Source organism: Stenotrophomonas sp. YJH_SMC_82, from assembly GCF_059368875.1.
Window position 1 is genome coordinate 310,098 of sequence record NZ_JCAFSE010000004.1, and the last position, 22,917, is coordinate 333,014.

The following is a 22,917-nucleotide window of genomic DNA, read 5'->3' on the forward strand; positions in this document are numbered from 1 at the left end:
AGGGCCATGCAAGGGTTCTGAAAATGCAGTTGCCCTTGCCGTCGGCAACGCTGGGCAGCGCGTAGGCTCGGCGTTACATCGCACTTACGCGCATTCGTCGGTCCACATCATCTCGGCGATCGGGCGCAGTGCCTTGCATTCCTGCGTCATGTCTTCGGCTGACTTCACCTTGGCCTTGGCCTTCAGTTCCTCGGTCATGGCATCCACGCCACTGATCTGGTCCGGCGCGATCTTCGCCACGCAGGCGCGGTGCTGCTGCAACAGCAGGTCACAGCCGGGTACGCCGGTCACCCTCGGTGCGCTGGCCGCCTGCGCGTCCTGCATCCAGTCCTCGAACGGTGCCAGCGCGCCGGTCACGGTACCCACCAGATCGTCGAAGTTGCCGCTGTACCAGTAGCCGTTGTCCTTGGCCGGGTACAGGGTGAAGGTGCCGCTGACCGGCACGCGCGCACCGCTCTGCAGCGCCTGGGTGTAGGCGTCGGTGAACTGCTTGCGCGCGGCCGGGCTGGCGTCGGCTGCAAGGCTGGCGGCGAACAGCGGGCGCACCTTGCCGAGGTCGGGCACCTGGCAGCTGAAAGTGATGCGCGCCAGCTTCTGGTCTTCCACGTACTCGTTGTCTTCAATCACGCTCTTGCTGGCGCGGCACTTCGAATCACGCAGGGCCTTGGCATACAGCGCTTCGCTGGCGGCCGCGTCGGCCTTTGCGCCGGTGCTGGCAAGCACGACCTGCCACGGTTCGGCCAGCGCCTTGGCCAGCGCACCCGGGTTCGGGGTCACCGCGTCCTGGCCTTCGAACGCCGGCTTCAGCGCATCGTTGAGCGCCCGGGTCGCCGCGGCGTCATCTTCCAGCAGCACGCGTGCGTACAGGTCGAAAGCCTGTTCGGGCGTCAGCGTGGCGGGGGCTGCGCCGGCCAGCAGCGGGGCCGCCAGCAGGGCGCTGGCCAGCAGGGTACGCAAGGGAGTCTTCATGACGGTGTTTCCTGTTCCAGAGGCGCGCAAGCGTAGCGCATCTTTGCGCAGGCCCGTTGGTGCCTGTGGCCGCCTGCCGGCGCGCGCGGGCCCAAAAAAAACGGGCCCCTTGCGGGGCCCGTTCGATCGCACGACGAGGAGCGATCGGTAAATCAGAAGCTGGCGCGGACGCCGACCGAGTACTGGGTGACGTCGCGGTAGCCGGCGATCTCGCCCACTACACCCCAGGTCTTGGTGAAGTTGACCTGGCCGCCGACGGTGCCGACCCAGGTGCCCTTGTAGTTGTTGCCGCCATCCATGTAACCGGCCTTGGCCCAGGCTTCGGTCATGCGCGACGGCTTGCCGCGGATACCCATGGTGACGCGGCCCAGGTTGGTGTGGTCCTTGCCGTGGTAACGCACGCCGTCGTAGCGCAGGGTCGATTCGGCGTTCTGGCGCACCCAGGCGGCATCGGCGGTGAAGTCCAGGCGGTCGGTCCACGGCATGTGGTAGCCGATACCCAGCTCCGGCTGGTTCAGTTCCAGCTTCAGCGAGTCTTCGCCGTAGTGGCGGGTCTTGCTGGTGCGCGACCAGCCACCGAACACGTAGACCTGCTCGGCCAGCGCGACCGAGCCGCGCAGGTAGCCACCGTCGACCTTCGGGTCGTCCAGCACGTTGTCGTCAACCTGGACCTGGGTCCAGCCACCTTCCACGTAGGTGTAGCTCAGGGCGTCGGCCGAAGCCGAGAACGGAGCAGCGGCCAGCAGGGCGGCCACGATCAGGATCTTGCGCATGGGAATTCCTGTGAATTTCAGTCCATTGGCGGGCCTGCCCTCGCGGCTGCCCGTGGCGACCTCATGTCGTCCGCTGGGGATTTTAATGAAAGTTTTACAAAATGCGAGAGACCGCCGTCACAAGCTGGTCTGGCTTGGCCGGGGTCAGAGCCCTTTTCTGCGGAAAGGGATCCGACCCCGGCCATCAGAGTGCGAGCCGGCCTGCATCGGGGTCGGATCCGTTTTCCGTCGGAAAACGGCTCTGACCCCTCGCGATTTCGAGGGACCCGGGGTCAGAGCCCTTTCCTGCGGAAAGGGATCCGACCCCGGTCATCAGAATGCGAGCGGGCCTGCATCGGAGTCGGATCCGTTTTCCGTCGGAAAACGGCTCTGACCCCTCCGCGATTTCGAGGGACCCGGGGTCAGAGCCCTTTCCTGCGGAAAGGGATCCGACCCCGGTCATCAGAGTGCGAGCGGGCCTGGATCGGGGTCAGATCCGTTTTCCGTCGGAAAACGGCTCTGACCCGTAGCGATTTCGAGAGGGCCGGGGCCAGAGCCCTTGCCTGCGGAAAGGGATCAGAACCCGGTCATCCCCACCCCGTTCAGCACGGGCTGGTACACTAGCCACGCCGGTTCGCCGGTACACAAACGTCTTCAGGGCGGGGTGCAATTCCCCACCGGCGGTAGGTGCGCAAGCACGAGCCCGCGAGCGCCCCGGCCCACGGCCGGGGGTCAGCAGATCCGGTCCAATGCCGGAGCCGACGGTCATAGTCCGGATGAAAGAAGACGGTGCCACAGGGCCTTCGCGGCCCTGCGCCCGCCTGTTTGCCTTGCGGCGTTTTTCGCTCACTTTTCGCGGAGAACGTTACTTGTTTACTGGAATCATCGAAGGCGTCGGCCGTCTGGCCGCACGCGAATCCATCGGCGGCGATGTCCGCTTCACCTTCCACGTCGGGAATCTGCCGTTCGACAACGTGCAGATGGGCGAGAGCATTGCCATCAACGGTGTCTGCCTCACCGTCATCGCGTTCGACGCCAGCAGCTTCCAGGCCGATGCCTCCACCGAGACCCTGGGCCTGACCACGCTGGGCCAGCTGGGCGAGGGCGCGGTCATCAACCTGGAGCGCGCCATGCGCCCGACCGACCGCCTCGGCGGCCATCTGGTCAGCGGCCACGTCGACGGCCTCGGCCAGGTGCTGTCCATCCATGAAGACGCGCGCGCCCAGCGCTGGCGTTTCGCCGCGCCTGCCTCGCTGCGCCGCTATATCGCCAAGAAGGGCTCGATCTGCGTGGACGGCGTCAGCCTCACCGTCAACGAAGTGGACGACGAAGGCTTCGAAGTCGCCCTGATCCCGCACACCGTGGCCAACACCGCCTTCTCCGCCACCGGCGTGGGCAGCGCGGTCAATCTGGAAATCGATCTGGTGGCCCGTTACGTCGAGCGATTGATGGGTGTGCCGAGCAACGGTCAGCACCCACAGGGAGACGCAGCATGAACTTCGCCCCGATTCCGGAAATCCTGGAAGACATCCGTCTGGGCCGCATGGTGGTCATCGTCGATGACGAAGACCGCGAGAACGAAGGCGACCTGATCATGGCCGCCGAGCTGGTCAAGCCGTCGGACATCAACTTCATGGTCACCCACGGCCGCGGCCTGGTGTGCCTGCCGCTGACCCGCAGCCGCGCCGCCGACCTCGGCCTGGCGCCGATGGTGCAGGCCAATACCGCCCAGTTCCAGACCAACTTCACGGTCAGCATCGAGGCCGCCGAGGGCGTCACCACCGGCATTTCGGCGCATGACCGCGCGCATACCATCCGCACCGCGGTAAAGCCCAATGCCAAGCCGTCGGACCTGCACCAGCCGGGCCACATCTTCCCGCTGATCGCCCAGCCGGGCGGCGTGCTGACCCGCGCCGGCCACACCGAAGCCGGCGTCGACCTGGCCATGCTCGCCGGGCTGGAACCGGCCGGCGTGCTGGTGGAAATCCTGAACCCGGATGGCAGCATGGCGCGCCGCCCGGAGCTTGAAGTGTTCGCCCGCGAGCACGGCCTGAAGATGGGCTCCATCGCCGATCTGATCGCCTACCGCCTGGCCACCGAAAAGACCGTCGAGCGCGTGGACGAGCGCGAGATCGACACCGAATTCGGTCCGTTCAAGCTGGTGACCTACCGCGACCGCATCGCCCACGACCTGCACTTCGCGCTGGTTCGTGGCACGCCGGATGCGGACACCCCGACCCTGGTGCGCGTGCAGGTGGAAAACCCGCTGGCCGACCTGCTGCACTGGCGCCGCGACGACTTCGGCGTGGCGGCCACCGATGCCCTGCGCGCGATCGATGCCGAGGGCGCCGGCGTGATGGTGGTGCTGTCGGCCCCGCGCGACGGTGAAGCCCTGCTGGCCCGCCTGCGCCAGCAGCCGGCGCCGGTGGTGCCGGGCAAGGACAAGGATGTGGGCCAGTGGCGCCGCAACGGTGCCGGCGCACAGATCCTGTCTGACCTGGGCCTGGGCAAGCTGCGGGTGCTGGGCACCCCGCGCCGCCAGGTTGGCCTGGCCGGTTACGGCCTGGAAGTGGTGGAGACGGTCACCCTGTAATGGGGGATTGCCGGCCAGCCGCCGGCACTACCGGTGGGTGCCGGCCCCATGCCACCGGTGGGTGCCGACCGTTGGTCGGCACACCCTGCGGGCCCCCGCCAGCCACGGCCGGGGCCCATCCACGCTAGAATTACCCCCTTATCGAGTCCCTAAGCCGCATATGAGCCACTACGAAGGCGATCTTCGCACTCCCGAGTCGGCGCGCTTCGCCATCCTGGCCAGCCGCTGGAACGCCCGCATCACCGACGCGCTGGTCGCAGGCGCGCGCCTGAGCCTGGCCGGCAACGGCATCACCGAAGCCAACATCGACGTGATCCGCGTGCCGGGTGCCTGGGAACTGCCGCTGGTGGCCGCGCGCCTGGCCGCCGCCCATGAACACGCCGCCATCCTCACCCTGGGCTGCGTGATCCGTGGCGACACCCGCCACTACGAACACGTGGCCGACCGCTGCGCCGAAGGCCTGATGCGCGTGCAGCTGGATTTCGGCGTGCCGGTGCTGAACGGCGTGCTGGCGGTGGAACGCGTTGAAGACGCCGAGGCGCGCGCAGGCGGCAGCCACGGCAACAAGGGCGAGGAAGTCGCACTCGCCGCACTGGAAATGGTCAATCTGCTGGAGCAACTGCCATGAACAAGAACACCCAGGGCAAGCCCTCCGGTAAACCCGTCCGCCGCGATGGCGTCGATCCGGTGCTGCGCTCGCGCGCCCGCCGTCGTGCCGTGCAGGCCATCTACGCCTGGCAGATCTCCGGCGGCAACGCACAGTCGCTGATCGCCCAGTTCGCCCACGAGCAGGCCCGTGAAATCGCTGACCTGGCGTACTTCGAGGCGCTGCTGCACGGCGTGCTCGACAACCGTCGTGACATCGATGAAGCGCTCGGCCCGTACCTGGACCGTGGCATCGAGGAAGTGGACGCGATCGAACGCGCGGTGCTGCGCCTGGCCGCCTACGAGCTGCGCTACCGCCTGGACGTGCCATACCGCGTGGTGATCAACGAAGCGATCGAATCGGCCAAGCGCTTCGGTTCCGAACACGGCCACACCTACGTCAACGGCGTGCTGGATCGTGCCGCCGTGGAATGGCGCAAGGTCGAATCGGGTCACTGACCCGATTTCTGTAGAGCCGAGCCATGCTCGGCTCACCGTGCAGCGCACGGTTGCGTTCGGCAATGCGGCGCGTGATCGAACTGCAGCCGAGCATGGCTCGGCTCTACAAAAAAGCAGAACGCCCCATGTCCCTGGCCGAATTCGCCCTCATCGACCGCATCCGCGCCCGCACCCTCGAGCGCGACGACATCCTGCTCGGCATCGGTGACGACGCCGCGCTGCTGCAGCCGCGTGCCAACGAGCAACTGGTGGTCACCGCCGATACGCTCAACAGCGGCGTGCACTTCCCGGTTGAGACGCCTGCCTTCGACATCGGCTGGAAGACCCTGGCGGTCAACCTGTCGGACCTGGCCGCGATGGGCGCGCGCCCGGCGTGGTGCACGCTGGCACTGTCCCTGCCGGAAGCGTCTGAAGATTGGATCGAGGCCTTTGCCGATGGCTTCTTCGCCCTGGCCGACCAGCACGACATCGCGCTGATCGGTGGCGACACCACGCGTGGTCCGCTGTCGCTGTCGGTGACCGCGATGGGCCAGGTCGGGCGTGGCCAGGCCCTGCGGCGCGACCGCGCGCAGGTGGGTGATGATGTCTGGGTGAGTGGCACGCTGGGCGATGCCGCCGGCGCGCTGCGCCTGTGGCAACAAGGTGCGTTGAGCATCGCCACCGCCACGCTGCTGGCCGACTACGAAAGCCTGCGCCTGCGCCTGCTGCGGCCGACGCCGCGCGTGACCCTGGGCCTGCGCCTGCGGGCCTTCGCGCACGCGGCGGTGGATGTGTCCGACGGCCTGCTGGCCGACCTCGGTCATATCGCCACGCGTAGCACCGTGGCCGCGCATGTGGACGCCGATTCGCTGCCGATCTCGCACGCGCTGCGTGAGCTGCTCGGCCGCGACACTGCGCGCGACTGCGCACTGCGCGGGGGCGACGACTACGAACTGTGCTTCACCGCCGCCGCCGACCAGCGCGACGCACTGCACTACCTCGCCGAATCGCTGGACGTGCCGCTCACCCGCATCGGTCGGATTGCCGAAGGGCAGGGCGTGCATGTGGATGGCGAAGCCGCCGACGGCGGTTACCAGCACTTCGCGTAGCCGCAGCGGTACCGCCCTGCTGGGTGCCAAGCTTCGGTGTGGGGTCAGATCGGTGTTGCTCTGGCAGGTGCCAACCTTGGTTGGCACGGATGTGTCAGCCGCCCTTGCCAACAGCATGTCGACCAAGGTCGACACCTACCCAGGCGGGAACACCTCGGTGTTGCTCTGGTAGGTGCCAACCTTGGTTGGCACGAATGCGTCAGCCGCCCGTGCCAACAGCGTGTCGACCAAGGTCGACACCCACCAACGCGGGCGGGTTACACGTGCGGAACCGCTGTATCGAAGCGGTTGTTGCCCGGCGTGCCGGGTAGCAGCAGGAACACCAGCACCACCAGGCCCACGATCGGCACCAGCATCAGCAGGCACCACCAGCCGGAACGGTCGGTGTCATGCAGGCGGCGCACGGTCACTGCAATCATCGGCACGATGATCGCCAGCCACACCAACGCGCCCACGCCCGTCGATATCAGTGCCAGCGTGCTTGAACCGGTGTAGCCAGCAATGAAGCCCAGCACATTCGACGGAATCAACAGGATCATGATGAACAACTGGAACCACCAGAACTCACCGCGGCTGGCGCGCCCGCTGAACTGGGCATAGCGGGTAAGCGGAATCATCATCTTGTGCATCCGGGCACTCCCTGAAAAGAAGTGCGCACTATTGGTGCTCCTGTGATGATGAACAATCGGAATCGTTGGAATTGCACGCAGCGTGCAACTGAACTGAGCGCTACCCCGCACTTCTCCTTGTTGGATGCTTACACTGCCCGCAACTGCACATCCACATACTCGGCCAATCCACGGCAGGCCAGTAGCAGGCCCTCGCGCGCGCCATCGCCTATCTGCTGATCAATATCCCCGTCCACGCGGACGCGTTCAGTGGCGTGCAGCAGTTCCAGCAGGAAACTCAGCCCCGCATTGGCGCGGTCGATGCGCGCCAAGGCCAGCCGCTGACCAGGCGTACGGTTGTGGCCGGGCCACGGCTGGCCGTCGGCGGCATCGCCCTGGCGGATGTACTGCAGGCAGGCCTGCAGGGTGATGGCGCCAGGGCTGTTACCGGTCTGCAGCGCAACGATGGTGTCTTCCAGCGTGCGGGCCAGGTCATCGGGCAGGCGCGTGGCGGCCTCGCCCAGGGTGGCGAACAGGTGCGGGTAAGGGGAAGCGGTCATGGCGGCGTCCTTGTGCAAGCGGCAAGGGGCCACCCTGCTTAACAGCGAGGGTGGCGGACGGTGCGTGGTTCCAATACCGGAGGTCGATGTAGAAGCGCCGGCGGGCACGAGGCCCCCACGCACCGCCCGCCATGTAAGCGCGGACAGAATGCCTGCCGACGCCACCCAACAAGGAAAGAGCGGCGCCGGCAGGCAAGCGTAACCAACACATCAACCTAACGGGATTGGAAGCCCGTGCCACCCGTTGTCGGTGGCGCTACATGATTTGCATGAAGTGCCAGTGCTACCAATGAGAATTGTTGGAAAGTTCGAAAGCGTTGCAATCGCGCGGCGCACGCCACAGCGTGGCAATCGCGACATTCGTGTAGAGCCGAGCCGACGCTCGGCTCATCACAATCTCATCGAGAAGCAGCCGAGCATGGCTCGGCTCTACAGAAAGTAGAACGCGCTTCTACCTCACCACTTGTACGACATGCTCAGGTTCGCCGTCGCTTCGCGGTAACCATGGTCACCGCGCATCACGCCGAAGCCACCCCAGGCACTCAGCCCGGAACGGAAGTCCACGCGCGCACCGGCATTCAACTCGTAGCGGCTGCGCGGCACGCCGGCCTTCAGCGCTTCATCGTCGAACGCCATGCCGTTGCTGGCGCCATCGCGGTACCAGTTGGCCACCACATACGGGCTGACCGACGCGCCGGCGGCACTGCGGCCTTCGCCCTGCAGGCGCAGGCCCACGCGGCCGGACAGACCGCTGTCGCCCAGGCTGCGCACCACCGTGCCGTTGGCTTCCTCGTGGCGATCGGTGTTGGCGTCGGTGTAGACCAGCTGCAGTTCCGGCTGCAAGCTCAGCGCGGTGCTGCCGATCTGGCCGATGCCGAAGCGGTAGCCGGCTTCCAGCGAGCTCTGCCAGATGTCCGAGTCGTAGCGTTCCTCGGCCAGGCCTTCGCCCTGCACGCGGTTGCGGAAGTGGCCGCGCTGCACGCTGGCATCCACATACAGTGCATCGTTGCTCCAATTGCCGTACACGCCCAGCGCGCCGCCGTTGAGCTTGCCGCGTGCGCTGTAGCCGGTCAGCTGTGAACGTGAAGTGGCGTCGGACTTGGCCAGCGTACCCATCACGCCCACGCGGCCCTGGCCGTTGTCGAACACGCCGATGTCCGCACCCAGCTGCAGGCGCGAGCGGTCCACGCGCAGGTCCAGCTGGTCTTCCACCGCCGACAGCTTGCTCTGTGTAGCGTCCACGCGGGCCCAGCCACGCACGCCATCAATGGCGGAGGTGTTGCCGCCCTGGCGGTCGCGCCAGCCATGGCGCAGCAGCTGGTCCATCGCGAATTGGTTGGCCAGGTACGCGCCGGCTTCCGGGCGCAACACCGGCGTGGGGTCGATCGGATCGACCGGATCGACCGGATCGACCGGATCCACCGGGTCCACCGGGTCCACCGGGTCCACCGGATCGACCGGCTTACACTCCGGCAGCGTCGGGTCGATCACACACGGATCCGGCGCCCCGGCAAGTTCCGAGCGCAGGTACCAGCCGCCGTTGGTCGCGTCCTTGAACAGGAAGTACTCGTACTGCCCACCCACCGCGCGGCCCTGCAGGTCGAACTGCGCATTGGACGCACCGCCCACACGGATCAGCTCGATGCCCTTGTCGGTCTTGGCGCCTGCGCCGCCGGCATTGAGCACACGCACGTTGGCCTGGCCGTTGGCGTCGCCCTTGATGATCAGCGTGTCGGTGGCCGAACTGTCGTCGCCCAGCTGGGTGTTGAACAGCAGGGTGCCACCGGCCCCGTCGAAGGTATCCACGGTGAGCGTGTTGAACGTACTGCCATTGCCCAGCGCCACCGTACCGGTGCTACCCAGCGCGAGATGACCGACAGTGCTGTCGCCGGACATCAGCCAGGTGCTGTCGCCGTCGATGCTGGCCGAGGTGACGTTGAAGAAGCGGCCGTCGATCTGTGCCTTGTTGCGCAGTTCCACGTTGATCATGCCGTTGGGGACCGTTGTCGTGTCCAGCACCACATCGCCAGCGATGCGCGAGTCATCGACAGTGAAATCGACTGTGGTGCGGCCAGCTGCGACAGCGGTCCGCCCTTTCAGTTGGATGAGAATTCCATCCCCTCCATGCAGTTGGCTGCCGTTGGCAACGGCGACATCGATGTGAGCATCACTGGCACGGCCATGGACCCAGATGGCTGCCGCGCTCTTGGCCGACAGGGTTGAACGGTCCAAATGCACCTCGAAGTTCTGTCCGTTTGCGACTGGCGAGATGACAACACCATGATTCTCGGCATCGATACGGGAGCGGTTGTGCAGCACGAGACTGCCATGGGTCATGAGTGCCCCCACGCCGTCCGAGAGAGGATTGCCACTGCTCGTGGGCAGGGCATCAACCCTGACGGTACTTGCGTCGAGCAGGATGCGCCCACTGCCAACGCTCATCCCGGAAAAACCCAGGCCTACGGACTGCCTGTCACCAGGTTGCTGGCCTGCACCGGGCGAGACCACAACGTGAGAGCCGGAAAGCGTAACCTGCGCTTGATCGTGTACTCGCAGGTTCCCCACAAAAGTACTGTCACGCGCGTCCAGCAGCGAATTTCCATCCAGCTTTACGGCATGTTCGGCGTAGTCGCCCGATGGCTTGCGCGAGACCGTCGAAGCAACCAGCGTTACGCGTGAGTCATCGGCCAGAATGGTCTGGGCCGCTCCTCCGTTCACGGTCAGCAGCGAGCCGTTCTTCAACGTCCACGCTTCGACCGGATCCCCAGCACCGACCTCCGCAGTCTGGCCATCGAGATCGCCGGCCAAAACGACCCCGGCGGGAAGGGACGCCAGCGCCAGCAACAGGCTGCGGAACAGCGGGCGCGGCGTCAGAGGATGGGATGCGGTGGCGGTGCGCTTCATGGGGGAATCCTTGTGTCGGAGAAGGGGGAGAGACGCGACACGACGCAACCGCATTCAGACGAAGTGCCGTATATCCTTCATCTCTGTGATGGTGGCGTGAAGGGTGGGCAATTGCGAAGTCATGTGTCTCTACTGGCGCCAGTCTCTGTGCGCAGCCCGGCCGAACCCATGCAAAAAGTTGTAAAGCACACTGAACACCGGTAGCGCCTTCAGCTTTCAGCCAGCACTGCGACAGCCTGTCGCAGGTGGGTTGCAAGTGATTCGATGGAGGCAGTGAACGGAGATGACGAGCATGGCGCCTCCTTTCAGGAGCAACCCCATGCACACACCCACCCCACGCCACCATGCGCTGGCCGCCGCCCTCGCCATTGCACTGCTTGCAAGCATTCCCGCCTCGGCCCAGCAGATCGTGGCCGACGGCGACGACCAGATGCCTGCCGAAGGCGATTACCACACCACTGAGCCGGTGCTGCCGGGCGACCCGTCGGGGCATGCCTTCTACGCAGTCAACGGCGGCCGCATTCTTCCGACAGGGCCGGTCAACCTCTCCACCGAAGGACGCGGAGCGCACGCTGCGCACGCCGAAGGTACCGGCAGCCTGATCTCGTTGCAGGGCGCATCGGTGAGCACCACCGGCATCTCCGCAGCAGGCGCGTCAGTTGCTACGGGCGCCCGGCTGGAGGCCGCCGATGTAGTGATCGAGACACGCGGCAACAGCGCCCACGGGGTACAGGTGCAGGGGGCGGATGCCGTGCTGAGAAACGTGCAGGTCCGCAGCACTGGCGGCGATGCGCTGCGGTTGATGGGGGGCACGCTGCAGGTTCAGGGCGCTCAGTTGCAGGTGAACCGCTACGGTACTTACGGTCTGTATGCGAATGCGGGCACAGCAACGCTGGATGGGGTCCACATCGACATGGCGGGTGACGCGGGCAATGGTGTCCTGGCGACCGGCACGGCCGAGGTCGTCCTGCAGGACGCGAGCATTGGACGCGTGGGTCATTCGGGTGTGGCCGCAACGGCGCATCGCGGCGCGCGCCTGGTGATGAAGGGTGTGGACATCGACATGCGCGGTGACGCCGCCGTCGGTCTGGCGATGGGAGGCAGCGTAAACGTTTCCGACAGCCGCATCAGCGTGCAGGGCGCCCATGGTCGTGCCGTCGATCAGTCAGGTGGTGCGCTGGACGTGCAGAGCAGCGAGCTGTCCGGCAATACGGGACTGAGGCTGATGGACAATGGCAGCGTGAACCTGCGTGACAGCAGTGTCCGCAGCGAGCTGGTCGCATTGGATATCAATGGCCGAGGCAACGTCGTGACAGTGGAGCGCAGCTCGCTTGCAACGTCTGCAGGTACCGCCATCTGGATGCCGAACGATTCCACGCTGGTGCTGAGTGAGTCTTCAGTGGTGGCCCAGGGAGACGGTGGGCTCGGCCTTGATGCACGGGGCGGCAGCGCGCAGCTTTTCAGTACCAACCTGCGCACAGGGGGGCGTTCTGCCCATGGTCTGTATGCGCAGGGTGGCGCCGGGCGGCCGCCCGGGATCGAGGCGGTCGATTCCCAGGTGCTGACCGAAGGAGATGGGTCTGCTGCGGCGATTGCGCGCACCGGCGGGACCGTCACGCTGGTCGACAGCCGCTTGCAGACCGTCGGCCGATCCTCGCACGGTGTCATTGCCGGTGGTGCTGGGCAGATCGCTTTGAACAACACCCATGTACGCACCGAAGGCGAGGGCGCGTGGGCGGCGGTGATCAATGACAACGGTCGGATGCGTATCGACGGCGGCTCGCTGGTGAGCGTCCAGCATGGTGGCGTATGGCTGCGTAGCAGCCGCGACCCGGGCCTGACCCTGTCCAATGGTGCGGTGGTATCGGGCGGCAATGGCATCGCCTTGGCACTGGATGCCGCAGTGGCCGGGCGCTTCGATGTGGTGCTGGAGGGCCGCTCGCGGATGGACGGTGACATCGCCATCACCCCGGAGGACGAGGACGCTGGGCTGCCGCCACAGTCGGACGTGCATGTACGGCTGGCCGATGGTTCGCTCTGGCAGGGTTCGTCGGATCTGGTGCAGACGATGGTGATCGAGAACGGCAGCCAGTGGACGCTGACCGGTGATGCCACGGTGGGCGAGTTGCAGGTACTCAACAGTGGCGTGGCCTTGTCCGACGGCAGCGGCCGTTTCAATACGCTCACCGTGGACGGCGACCTGCACAGCGCAGGGGCGACGTTCCTGTTCCAGGGCACGCTGGCCGGCGATGACAGCGCGATGGACCGCCTGCACGTGCGCGGCGACAGCTCCGGCGACGCGCTGATCGCGGTGAAGAACATCGGTGGCGTAGGCGCACCTACCGTGGATGGCATCGCGCTGATCGAGATCGACGGTGCATCGCTGGCGAGTTACACGCTGAGCGGCCGCGCGGTGGGCGGATCGTACGAGTACTTCCTGTTCCAGGGCGGCCTGGCCGATCCTTCCGATGGCAACTGGTACCTGCGTTCGCAGTGGTTCGATATCTGCCAGGACAACCCGGCCGCACCGGGGTGCGTGGTCGATCCGGGCCCGGATCCGGATCCGGATCCAACCGATCCGACTGATCCGATCGATCCGATCGATCCGGGCGATCCGGGCGATCCGATCCTGCCGCCACCGGTGCTGCGCCCGGAAGCGGGGGCATACCTGGCCAACCAGTCGGCGGCGATCAACCTGTTCGCGCACCGCATGCACGAGCGTAATGGCGCGCGTTCGATGGACGGCGAGCGCCAGGCCTGGGCACGCGTAGGCCGCAACCAGGCTGATTTCAGTGCGGTCGGTGGCCAGTTGTCGGTGGACGGCACTGCCTCAGTGCTGCAGATCGGCACTGACCTGCTGCAGCGTGGCAACGCGGTTGCCGGTGTGATGCTGGGCAGCGGCCGCGCCGACAGCAGCGCAGTGTCCGATCTGACCGGCTACAGCGCCAAGGGCCGGGTGCGTGGCAGCGCCGTGGGTGTGTACGGCACCTGGATGCAGGATGCAGACAGTACGCGGGGCGCATATGTGGATGCGGCCCTGCAGTACGGCCGCTTCGACAACCGGGTGCAGGGCATCGGCCTGGCGCCGGAGCACTACGACTCGCGCATGGCCAGTGCGTCGCTGGAGGCCGGCTACACCTTCAAGATGTGGCAGGGCACCGCCAGCGCACTGTACGTGCAGCCGCAGCTGCAGCTGAGCCATGTCGATTTCCGCGCCGATCGGCACGTGGAGAGCAACGGTACGGTGGTCGACCACGCCGACGCCGGTGGCCTGAGCGGGCGCCTGGGCGTGCGTGTGTTCGGCCATGGCACGGCCGCCGGCAACATCGTGCAGCCGTACCTGGGCGTGAACTGGCTACGTGGCAGCGGCACCAGCACGTTGCAGTTCAACGGCGACACGCTGGGTGCGGACGTGCCGCGCAACCGCTATGAAGTGCAGGCCGGTGCCGAGCTGAGGCTGGGCCAGCGTTGGGGTGCGTGGGGTGGCGTGAGCGTGCAGCGCGGCGATCATGGCTACCGCAACGTAGGTGGCCAGCTGGGTCTGCGCATGGCCTGGTAAGCGCATGAAGCGGGGTCGGATCCCATTGCCAAGGCAATGGGCTCTGACCCCCAGTTGCTGCTGTAGAGCCAAGCCTATGCTCGGCTCACTGCGATCTGGACGAAGGTCAGCCGAGCAGGGCTCGGCTCTACAATCGCGCCGATCCGGGACTGGACCTGAACGTTGTCCACGTCTGTCGCGATTGTCCATTGAATGACTGCGCAAACGGTGGCGATGCTGCCGCCCTTTCTTCTGCCGGTTGCCCGCGTGTCCTCTCCCGAACGTTCCCACAACGCCGCCATCGATGGCCTGCGTGCACTGGCGGTGCTGGCCGTCGTCCTTTTCCACACCAACGCGACGTGGCTGCCCGGCGGCTTCACCGGTGTGGACCTGTTCTTCGTGGTATCCGGCTTCGTGATCAGCCAGTCGCTGGCCTCGCGCGCCCAAGCATCGCTGGGTGCGATGCTGCTCGATTTCTACCGGCGTCGCGTGCTGCGCCTGTTGCCGGCGCTGCTGGTGATGCTGATGGCCACTTTCGTACTGTCGGCACTGTTCATTCCCCGCGCGTGGCGCAATGAGCAGTTCGACCAGACCGGCTGGGCCGCGCTGGTCGGTTTCAGCAACATCGTGCTGGCCGGCCAGCAGGACGATTACTTCTCGCCCGGCGCTGAACTCAATCCGTTCCTGCATACCTGGACGCTGGGTGTGGAAGAGCAGTTCTACCTGGTCTTCCCGCTGTTGTTCTTCGTGTGGCTGCGCGGGCGTGAGCGCTGGCCGGGGGCGCGTTGGCTGTTGCCGGCGCTCACCGTGCTGTCGCTGGCGTGGGCGGGCTGGCAGGCGCGATCGGCGCCGGCGTCGGCGTTCTATCTGCTGCCGGCGCGGTTCTGGGAGCTGGCCGCAGGTGCGCTGCTCTACCAGTGGATGCATAAATGTACGCCACGCCAGGGCAGCGACGCGGCTGCCGCGGCGGGCCTGGCGCTGCTGGCCGCGGGTGTGCTGATCGCCCCGCAGCTGGCGATGCCGATGCCGGGCGTGCTGGCGACCGTGGCCGGTACCCTGTTGCTGTTGGCGGGCGTGTCGACAGCGGGGCCATCGCGCATCGCCCGTGCGCTGGGCTGCGCACCGCTGGCCTACCTGGGCCGGCTGTCCTATTCGATGTACCTGTGGCATTGGCCGCTGCTGGTAGTGCTGCGCTGGACGTATGGCCTGCACGGCGCCGCGCTGTGGCTGTATCCGGTACTGCTGCTGGCGGTATCCGCTGTGTCGTATCACTTCATCGAGCGCCCGCTGCGCAGTGCGGCGCCGCTGCTGCGGCTGGCACCGGCCAAGGTGCTGGCGATGGCGTTGCCGCTGGTGGCGCTGTGCGGTGCCGGCGCCTGGGCCACGGTCGAGTACCACGAGCAGGTCTCGCTCAGCGTCACCCGCAACGGCTACGCATGGCAGGCGCGTCGCTACCCGGCGTGGCGCCCGCTGGAACCGGTGAGTGCGCCGGCGCTTGAAGGGCGGCGCCTGTTCGTGGCCGGCGACTCGCATGCGGCGGCGTATCGCACCATGACCAGCATGGTCGCGCGACAGACCGGCATGGAGGTGCGCCAGCAGGATCGCGGCGGCTGCAGCTTCGTCAACCTGCTGCGGGCCAGCCCGGCCGACTGCCAGGACTTCATTGAAGACACGCTGTCGACCATCGAACGCGAGGCGCGCCCGGGTGACATCGTGCTGCTGGCGGCCTTGCGCATGCCGGAACTGCGCGGCTTCGACTGGCAGCAGCAGGACGCACAGCCGATCTATCAACAGCTGCTGGCCGAGCGCACGCCGGCGCACGCACAGGCTGCACGCGACGAAGCCGATCGCGTGCTGGGGCGTTTGCAGAAGCTGGGCGTACACGTGGTGATCGACGCACCGCTGCCATTGTTCAAGGCCGGTGCGTACCGCTGTTCGGACTGGTTCAACCGCCGCAATCCGGCGTGTGCCGGCGGTCTGAGCATGCCGCGTGCGGATCTGGAAATGCTGCGCGTGCCGCAGATGGCACTGCTGGATGACCTGGCGGCACGTTACCCGTCACTGACCGTATGGGATCCGCTGCCGCTGCTGTGCGGGCCGCAGGCCTGTTCGGCGGTGGAAGACGGCGAACCATTGTTCTTCGACAATGATCACCTGAGCGGGCATGGCAACCGCGTGCTGCTGCCCAGTTTCCGGCAGACCCTGATCGATATCGCAGCCGACAAGACGGTGTAGAGCCGAGCCCACGCTCGGCTTGCGCGCACAGCGCGGGCGTCATCGCGATCTGGTCGAAGAGCAGCCGAGCATGGCTCGGCTCTACAGGAGCGCGAAGGTTAACGACACGTCGTTGTAGAGCCGAGCCCACGCTCGGCTTGCGCACACAGCGCGGGCGTCATCGCGATCTGGTCGAAGAGCAGCCGAGCATGGCTCGGCTCTACAGGAGCGCGAAGGTGAACGACACGTTGTTGTAGAGCCGAGCCCACGCTCGGCTTGCGCACACAGCGCGGGCGTCATCGCGATCTGGTCGAAGAGCAGCCGAGCATGGCTCGGCTCTACAGGAGCGCGAAGGAGTGCGCGCAGTCTATGCCGGCGGCAGCACCTTGCCCGGGTTGAGGATGCCGTTCGGGTCCAGCGCGGCCTTGATCGCGCGCATCGTTGCCAGCGTTTCCGGGGTGAAGGCCTGCGCCATGAAATCGCGCTTGGCCAGGCCGATGCCGTGTTCGCCCGACAACGTGCCGCCCAATGCCAGCGTCAGCTCGAAGATCCTTGGCAGCGCGGCATGTGCGCGTGCGTTCTCGTCGGCATCGTCCGGGTGGTAGAGGATGTTGACGTGCAGGTTGCCGTTGCCGGCATGGCCGAAGGTGACGATGGTCAGCGTGTAGTCACGTGCCAGCGCCTGCACGCCGGCCACCAGCTCCGGAATGCGCGACACCGGGACCACCACATCTTCATTGATCTTGCCCGGCGCCACACTGCGCAGCGCAGGCGACAGCGCCTTGCGCGCCGCCCACAGCTGGTCGCGTGCGCGGCCTTCCATCGCCACGTCCAGTTCGATCATGCCGTCGCCTTCGGCGGCGCTGGCCAGGGCCTGCAGCAGATAGGGCAGGGTGTCGTGGTCACCATCGGCCTCGACCAGCAGCATCGCACCGGCCTCTGGCACGTCAGCACCATTGAGCCGCAGCAGCTCCAGGCTGCGCGCGTCCATGAATTCCAGGCGGGTGGGTACCACCGGCTGCGACATCAACCGCGACACGGCGGCCGCAGCAGCATCGGCATCGCGGTACAGCACGCGCAGCCCGGCCTGGCTGACCGGCAACGGGGTCAGCTTCAGCGTGGCTTCCACGATCAGTGCCAGCGTGCCTTCGCTGCCCACCAGCAGATGGGTGAGGTCGTAGCCGGTGGCGTCCTTGGTGTAGGCACCACCGCAGCGGATCAGCTCGCCGGTGCCGGTCACCGCCACCAGGCCCAGCACGTTGTCGCGACTGGTGCCGTACTTCACCGCGCGCGGGCCGCCGGCATTGCAAGCGAGGTTGCCGCCGATGCTGCAGATCTCGGCGCTGGAAGGATCCGGCGCCCAGAACAGGCCATGCGGGGCCAGTGCCTGCTGCAGGGTGCCATTGAGCACGCCGGGCTGCACGACCGCGCAGCGATCACCGGCGCGGATCTCGATGATGCGGTCCATGCGGGTGAACGACAGCACGATGCTGCCCGGCTGCGGGACGGCTGCACCGGTAGTTCCGGTGCCGGCGCCGCGCGCGACCAGCGCCACGCCATGCGCGCGACAGGCATGTACCAGTGCCTGAACCTGTTCGACGTCGGCGGGCAGCGCCACGGCTGCCGGACGCTGGCGGCGCCATGAATTGTCCTGCGCGTTGGCCTCCAGCGCGCTGTCATCCATGCGCCAGCCCTCCGCGCCCAGCAGGGTGGACAGTTCGGCGACCAGGGCAGCAGGCAGGGCAGGACTCATGACGGATCTCGAGAGGCAGCAGGAGCGGGTTGGATCAGTTTCCAGGCGACAACGGCGCCGGCCAGTGGCAGCCACACCCAGCGCAGTTCGGAGAGCAGGGTAGCCACGCCGCGTGCGCTGAAGAACTGTGGGGCGAAGGGTGAAACGCGGATCGGTCGCCACGGTGCGAAGAAGCGGTGTTCGCTCCACGGCCAGGCCAGTGCGACGCCGAGGCCGCCGGAGGTCATCGCATCCAGCAGTGGATGGCTGGCGGCGCAGACGAAGACGAATACAGCGGCTTGTACGGTCGATGCCACCGTTGGCCCTGCCTTGGTAGGTGCCAACCTTGGTTGGCACGAAACCGCCGACCAAGGTCGGCGACTACCGGGGCTGTGTGGTGCCGACCAAGGTCGGCCGCTACCAAAGAATGCGAACGCCGCCGCCAATGCCGCCAGCACTCCGGCAAACAGCAGCGAATGGCTGGCACCGCGATGGCCGAAGGCATCCGCATAGGGAATGTGCAGCGCAAAGGCCAGTACATCGGCATCGGGCAGCATCGCGGCGATCACGCCTGCAACCAGCAGGCGCGGCGGGATGCGGCCACGATCAGCGGCGCACCACAGCGCCAGCGGCACGGCGGCATGAGTGATGATCGACGGCATCAGTCACGCACCATGGTAGTGCCGGCCAGGCTGCGCTCTGGCGGGGGCCAACCTTGGTTGGCACAGACGCGCCGACCAAGGTCGGCTTCTACCAAGGCGGACAGTACACATCAGCAATCATCCAGCCGGAATGCGTCACGCAGCCAATGCAGCTGCGGCGGTTCGCCACTGGCTTCCACCACGTCGAAGCGGCAGGGCGCATTGGCCAGCGCGGGGTGGTCCTGCAGGTACAGCTGCGCGGCATGCGCCAGGCGCCGGCATTTGCGCGCATCGACTGAAGCGGCACCGCCACCGTACTCTGATCGCGCGCGATAGCGCACCTCCACGAACACCACGATGCCGGCATCGTCCATCACCAGGTCCAGTTCACCGCCGCGATAACGCACGTTGCGCGCGCGCGGCTGCAGTCCGGCCTGTTGCAGATGCTGCTCGGCGGCGGCTTCCACCGCCGAGCCACGTTGGCTGCGCTCAGCGACCACCGACGATCGGCATCGGCCGGCCGCCATTGAAGGTCGACCATGCCGGCTGGCGCAGGATGTTCCCGTTGCTGTCCAGGAACAGGGTGCCGGTGGCACCGTCCAGGCCGCCTTCGTTGGACAGCTTGTCCAGATAGGCGGTGATCTTCCAGGCGTCGGCGCCGAAGGCGAACAGGCGGCCGGCCGCACCGCGTGCGCTCGGCAGGGTGCTGGCCACCTGGCTGGCCGAGGGCAGGCCGGACACGCTGCGCACGTTCCAGGCTTCATTCGGGTAGACGATGCCGTCCAGGGCCACGTCTTCTTCCACCTTGCCGCTGCCGACGGTCAGCTGCGAGGTGCCGACGCGGGTGGCGCCACCGGCACCGGCCAGCGCCAGCTGCGGCGCCAGCAGGCGGGCCTGCGGTGCACGCACGGCGAGGAACACCGCATCGACCTGGCCGGCATTGCGCACCTGGGCGCTGACGTCGCCCACCGCATCGCTGACGCCGACCGTGGCCACGACCTGGCCACCGCGCTGGGCGAAACGCTGGGCGAAGGCGGCAGCGGCACGGCGGCCGGTGTCGTCGGCGCTGTTGATCACCAGCGCCTTGCCGCGCTCGCGGCCGCGCAGGTACTCGGCCGCGACGATGCCATCGTCTTCCGGTGCCAGCGAGAAGCCGGCGCTGCCGGCCGGCGGTGCGTCCTTGCCACGGTTCAGGGCCAGCACCGGCACCTGCAGCTGCTGGCGGCCGTACACCGCGTCCACTTCGTCGCGGCCCAGTGGGCCGACCACGAAGTCGGCACCGGAGGCAACGGCCTTGTCGTAGGCGGCGAGGGCACCGGCCGGGGTGCCAGCGGTGTCGAAGAAGTTGATGTCCGGGCGGCGGCGGCTTTCACCGTAGTAGGCGCTCAACAGGCCATCGCGCACCGGCTGCGCGGCGGTGGCCAGGCGGCCGCTGAGCGGCAGCAGCACGGCCAGCTTGGCCGGCGGGCGGTAACCGTCGCTCATCGCCGGCGGGCGCTTGCTGGTGTCGAACTGGGCCGCGCCATCGCGGTCGAACGGGCGCGGCAGCGGCAGGCCGCGCGCGATCAGCGCACGGCCGGCGAAGTTGTACAGCGGGTCGTTGGCCGGCAGCGCGGCGGCACGGCTGCGCAGGGTGGCGTCGTCGAGGGTGCCGAGCAGGCCGGCGATGGCGGCCTGGTTCTCGCTGCGCGCACTGCCGGTCAGGCCGGCATGGGCACGGGCGCGCTCGTTGGCGGCACCGAATGCATCGCCGGTGCCCTGCAGGGCCTGGGCCCGGGCCAGCAGCCAGCGGGTGCGCAGGCCGACCGCAACGCTGTCGGCATGATCCTTCAGCAGGGCCAGCGCCTGCGCCGGCTGCTTGTCGGCCAGCGCCAGCTCGGCACCGGTCAGCTGGTAGCGCTGCAGGCTGGCGCCGGACAGCTGGCGGGCGGTGAGCTGGCCGAGCAGGCTGCGCGCGCGGGCACTGTCACCGGCCAGATGCCAGGCCCAGGCCGCATCGGCCAGTGCGTTGCTGCGGGCACCGCCACGCAGCGTGGCGGCCAGGCCTTCCAGCTGCAGTGCGGCGTCGCGCGGCTTGCCCTGTTCGATCAGCGCCAGCGCCTGGCCCTGGGCCGGCGAATCGGGGGTGCTGGTCAGGCTGGTGGTGGCACAACCGGCCAGCAGCATCAGCGACAACGACAGGGCGGAGAACCGTGCGGCGGGCTTGTTCATGATCGGGTCCATGCGATGAGGGCAGCGGCCTTGGCCGGGTACACGCTACGATTCTACCCTTGCCCCGTGAGTACCGCTGAAATGAGTGTCCCAACCCTGTACGTCGTCGCCACCCCGATCGGCAACCTGGCCGATCTGAGCCCGCGCGCGCAGGAGGTGCTGCGTTCGGTGGCGGCCATCTGTGCCGAGGACACCCGCCGCAGTGGCCAGCTGCTGTCCCATTTCGGCATCCAGCAACCACTGGTGGCCCTGCACGAACACAATGAAGAGGCCCTGGCGCAGCGCCTGGTCTCGCGCCTGCAGGCCGGCGAGTCGCTGGCGCTGGTCAGCGATGCCGGTACCCCGCTGGTCAGTGACCCCGGGTTCCGCCTGGTGCGTGCCGCGCGCGCGGCGGGCATCAAGGTCAGCCCGGTACCCGGTGCCTGTGCCGCCATCGCCGCGCTGAGCGTGGCCGGCCTGCCCAGCGACCGTTTCAGTTTCGAGGGCTTCCTGCCGGCCAAGGCCAGCGGCCGCCGCGACCGCCTGCAGGCGCTGGCCGGCGAAGTGCGCACGATGGTGTTCTACGAATCCTCGCACCGCATCGCCGAATCACTGGCCGACATGGCGGCGATCTTCGGTGGCGAACGCCCGGCGGTGCTGGCCCGCGAGCTGACCAAGCTGTTCGAGACCGTGCTCGATGGTGACCTGGCGGGCCTGCTGGCCAAGGTCGAGGCCGACGACAACCAGCGCAAGGGCGAATTCGTGGTGATGGTGCAGGGCGCCGGCGATGACGAGGAAGCGCAGCTGGCACACGGCCGTCGCGTCTACGCGAAGCTGAGCGAGCACCTGCCGCCGTCGACCGCCGCCAAGCTGGCCGCGGAACTGACCGGTGCGCCGCGCAAGGCGTTGTACGGCAGTTGATGGATCGCTCCGGGCCATGTCCCGGAGCGCGCGGCGCGAAATGCGAAACGGTTCGGATCCGCCGGAGGGGCGCCAACCTCTGGCGCGTGAACGTGCCCACGTGCGCGGCTGAGGGACGAATCCGGGGACAGGCAATGTCGTGATGAGCAGCAATGACCGACCCACTGATGATCGTACGAACCCAGCAGCCTTGGGTATTACGGGACCTCCTGCAGAGCGACATTGAGATCAGTGGAGCCCGTGCGGATACTCCCGATGCGGAAGGGTGTCCGTAGTGTGACCCCATTTCCGAGGCCTCTGAGGCGTGAGGACTGGTGCTCGGGATGTCTGTCCTGGACGAAGACGCTCCGGCACACGCCTCTTCATCCCCCCTTGGGAGTAATTGTTCGAGATGGCATTGACAGCCTACCTTCAAGCTCATTTCCTGCCAAAGGATGCGTTCGCCGCATTCTGCAATGTGTCAGAAGAAAGACTCAGTCGCCTGATTGCAGTGGGTGCGGTGCCGCAGCCCACCTACACCTGCGAGGGTGGCACCATCCGATCTGCAGTGTTCGGCTCCATTCCCATCAGCGAAGACCTTGTGGGGGAGTACTTCCGTACCGATTGCGCACGCTGGATACGCATTGCCGATGATGCACCACCGGGCAGTGAGCGGGCGGCTGTGGTCGACGTTCTGCTGCAGGAGCTCGAGGGCTACATGACAGCCGTGCTTGGGGATGCCAACGCTGCGCACGACAAGGCGCAACTGCTGCTCCCGCACTTCTTCAACGGGACCTTCGGTCTGTGTATCGCAGATCCGTCCACCGGCGCCGGCATCGCAAGAAAGGAGCTGCTCCAGGAACAACTGGTCGCACTCGCCAGTGACACCCACACTCCTCTCGACGCGCGTGTCGACAGGCAGGCGCTGCTGGCACTGATCGACGATTATGCGCGTGCGTCGATGCCGTTCTCGCCGGCCGAGTATGACCGTAGCAGCAGAAAACGATGGGTTGACGATCTTCGCCGGGAGCTGGACGAAAAGTCCTGAAAAGCGTGCAGGCTGCATGGGTCATTCATAGCCTGGGACGCTGCAATGCGAATGAGCGGCGGAATTCCGGGGGTGA

Annotated in this window: 19 protein-coding genes and 1 riboswitch; of the genes, 10 read left to right on the top strand and 9 right to left on the bottom strand. The window is 67.0% G+C overall.

Features of this window, described 5'->3' with window-relative positions; all coding sequences use genetic code 11:
- Positions 1–84 precede the first annotated feature (84 nt).
- A complete protein-coding gene (locus AC5P53_RS16700) occupies positions 85–969 on the bottom strand; it encodes a hypothetical protein (protein WP_241887273.1) in 885 nt (294 codons plus the stop codon).
- Positions 970–1,121: 152 nt separating this feature from the next.
- Positions 1,122–1,742 (bottom strand): hypothetical protein, encoded by a 621-nt coding sequence (locus AC5P53_RS16705; protein ID WP_014645920.1) that lies wholly within the window; start codon positions 1,740–1,742, stop codon positions 1,122–1,124.
- Positions 1,743–2,367: 625 nt separating this feature from the next.
- Positions 2,368–2,513: riboswitch (FMN riboswitch) on the top strand.
- A 77-nt stretch (positions 2,514–2,590) separates the two neighbouring features.
- On the opposite strand from AC5P53_RS16705, the gene AC5P53_RS16710 reads away from it, so the two are divergent.
- The 5 genes from AC5P53_RS16710 (at position 2,591) to thiL (ending at position 6,506) form a co-directional block, all read left to right on the top strand.
- Complete coding sequence (locus AC5P53_RS16710) at positions 2,591–3,217, top strand: riboflavin synthase (RefSeq protein ID WP_197606337.1); 627 nt, start codon at positions 2,591–2,593, stop codon at positions 3,215–3,217.
- Positions 3,214–4,314 (top strand): 3,4-dihydroxy-2-butanone-4-phosphate synthase, encoded by a 1,101-nt coding sequence (ribB, locus tag AC5P53_RS16715; protein ID WP_014645922.1) that lies wholly within the window; start codon positions 3,214–3,216, stop codon positions 4,312–4,314. Before AC5P53_RS16710 ends, ribB begins: the two co-directional genes overlap by 4 nt.
- A gap of 160 nt (positions 4,315–4,474) precedes the next feature.
- Entirely contained in the window at positions 4,475–4,942 is a 468-nt protein-coding gene (gene ribH / locus AC5P53_RS16720; RefSeq protein ID WP_005415267.1) for a 6,7-dimethyl-8-ribityllumazine synthase, read from the top strand.
- Positions 4,939–5,418 carry a transcription antitermination factor NusB gene (gene nusB / locus AC5P53_RS16725; RefSeq protein WP_005408062.1) on the top strand — a complete coding sequence of 160 codons (480 nt, stop codon included), beginning with the start codon at positions 4,939–4,941 and terminating at the stop codon, positions 5,416–5,418. Before ribH ends, nusB begins: the two co-directional genes overlap by 4 nt.
- A 125-nt stretch (positions 5,419–5,543) precedes the next feature.
- Entirely contained in the window at positions 5,544–6,506 is a 963-nt protein-coding gene (gene thiL, locus AC5P53_RS16730; RefSeq protein ID WP_197574526.1) for a thiamine-phosphate kinase, read from the top strand.
- A gap of 257 nt (positions 6,507–6,763) precedes the next feature.
- On the opposite strand, the gene AC5P53_RS16735 is transcribed toward thiL, so the two are convergent.
- The 3 genes from AC5P53_RS16735 to AC5P53_RS16745 form a co-directional block, all read right to left on the bottom strand.
- Positions 6,764–7,135 carry a DUF805 domain-containing protein gene (locus tag AC5P53_RS16735; RefSeq protein ID WP_241887274.1) on the bottom strand — a complete coding sequence of 124 codons (372 nt, stop codon included), beginning with the start codon at positions 7,133–7,135 and terminating at the stop codon, positions 6,764–6,766.
- 128 nt (positions 7,136–7,263) lie between these two features.
- Positions 7,264–7,674, bottom strand: a complete 411-nt coding sequence (locus AC5P53_RS16740; RefSeq protein WP_134808501.1) for a hypothetical protein — start codon at positions 7,672–7,674, stop codon at positions 7,264–7,266.
- Between the two features lie 456 nt (positions 7,675–8,130).
- Entirely contained in the window at positions 8,131–9,906 is a 1,776-nt protein-coding gene (locus AC5P53_RS16745; RefSeq protein WP_241887275.1) for an autotransporter outer membrane beta-barrel domain-containing protein, read from the bottom strand.
- Here AC5P53_RS16745 and AC5P53_RS16750 point away from each other — a divergent pair, their 5' ends adjacent.
- The 3 genes from AC5P53_RS16750 (at position 9,907) to AC5P53_RS16760 (ending at position 16,351) form a co-directional block, all read left to right on the top strand.
- Positions 9,907–10,353, top strand: coding sequence for a hypothetical protein (locus tag AC5P53_RS16750; RefSeq protein ID WP_241887276.1), 447 nt, complete (start codon positions 9,907–9,909; stop codon positions 10,351–10,353).
- 544 nt (positions 10,354–10,897) lie between these two features.
- Positions 10,898–14,137, top strand: a complete 3,240-nt coding sequence (locus AC5P53_RS16755) for an autotransporter outer membrane beta-barrel domain-containing protein (protein WP_241887277.1) — start codon at positions 10,898–10,900, stop codon at positions 14,135–14,137.
- A 192-nt stretch (positions 14,138–14,329) separates the two neighbouring features.
- Positions 14,330–16,351, top strand: coding sequence for an acyltransferase family protein (locus tag AC5P53_RS16760; RefSeq protein ID WP_495227470.1), 2,022 nt, complete (start codon positions 14,330–14,332; stop codon positions 16,349–16,351).
- 346 nt (positions 16,352–16,697) lie between these two features.
- Here AC5P53_RS16760 and AC5P53_RS16765 read toward each other — a convergent pair whose 3' ends face one another.
- From AC5P53_RS16765 to AC5P53_RS16780, 4 genes are all read right to left on the bottom strand, one after another.
- On the bottom strand, positions 16,698–18,083 hold the full coding sequence (locus tag AC5P53_RS16765) for an FAD-linked oxidase C-terminal domain-containing protein (RefSeq protein ID WP_241887279.1): 1,386 nt from the start codon (positions 18,081–18,083) through the stop codon (positions 16,698–16,700).
- The gene (locus tag AC5P53_RS16770) at positions 18,080–18,724 is read right to left on the bottom strand and encodes a metal-dependent hydrolase (protein WP_180835923.1); all 645 of its coding nucleotides are present in this window, start codon (positions 18,722–18,724) and stop codon (positions 18,080–18,082) included. Before AC5P53_RS16770 ends, AC5P53_RS16765 begins: the two co-directional genes overlap by 4 nt.
- Positions 18,725–18,834: 110 nt before the next feature.
- Positions 18,835–19,203, bottom strand: coding sequence for a YraN family protein (locus AC5P53_RS16775; RefSeq protein ID WP_041864068.1), 369 nt, complete (start codon positions 19,201–19,203; stop codon positions 18,835–18,837).
- A complete protein-coding gene (locus tag AC5P53_RS16780) occupies positions 19,193–20,914 on the bottom strand; it encodes a penicillin-binding protein activator (protein ID WP_241887280.1) in 1,722 nt (573 codons plus the stop codon). The genes AC5P53_RS16775 and AC5P53_RS16780 overlap by 11 nt, the downstream gene beginning before the upstream one ends.
- An 81-nt stretch (positions 20,915–20,995) precedes the next feature.
- Between AC5P53_RS16780 and rsmI the strand changes: the two genes are divergently transcribed.
- Together rsmI and AC5P53_RS16790 are read left to right on the top strand one after the other, a co-directional pair.
- Positions 20,996–21,814 (top strand): 16S rRNA (cytidine(1402)-2'-O)-methyltransferase, encoded by an 819-nt coding sequence (rsmI, locus tag AC5P53_RS16785; RefSeq protein ID WP_057494394.1) that lies wholly within the window; start codon positions 20,996–20,998, stop codon positions 21,812–21,814.
- Between the two features lie 391 nt (positions 21,815–22,205).
- Positions 22,206–22,841, top strand: a complete 636-nt coding sequence (locus AC5P53_RS16790; RefSeq protein WP_154330044.1) for a DUF6058 family natural product biosynthesis protein — start codon at positions 22,206–22,208, stop codon at positions 22,839–22,841.
- The last annotated feature ends 76 nt before the right edge of the window (positions 22,842–22,917 follow it).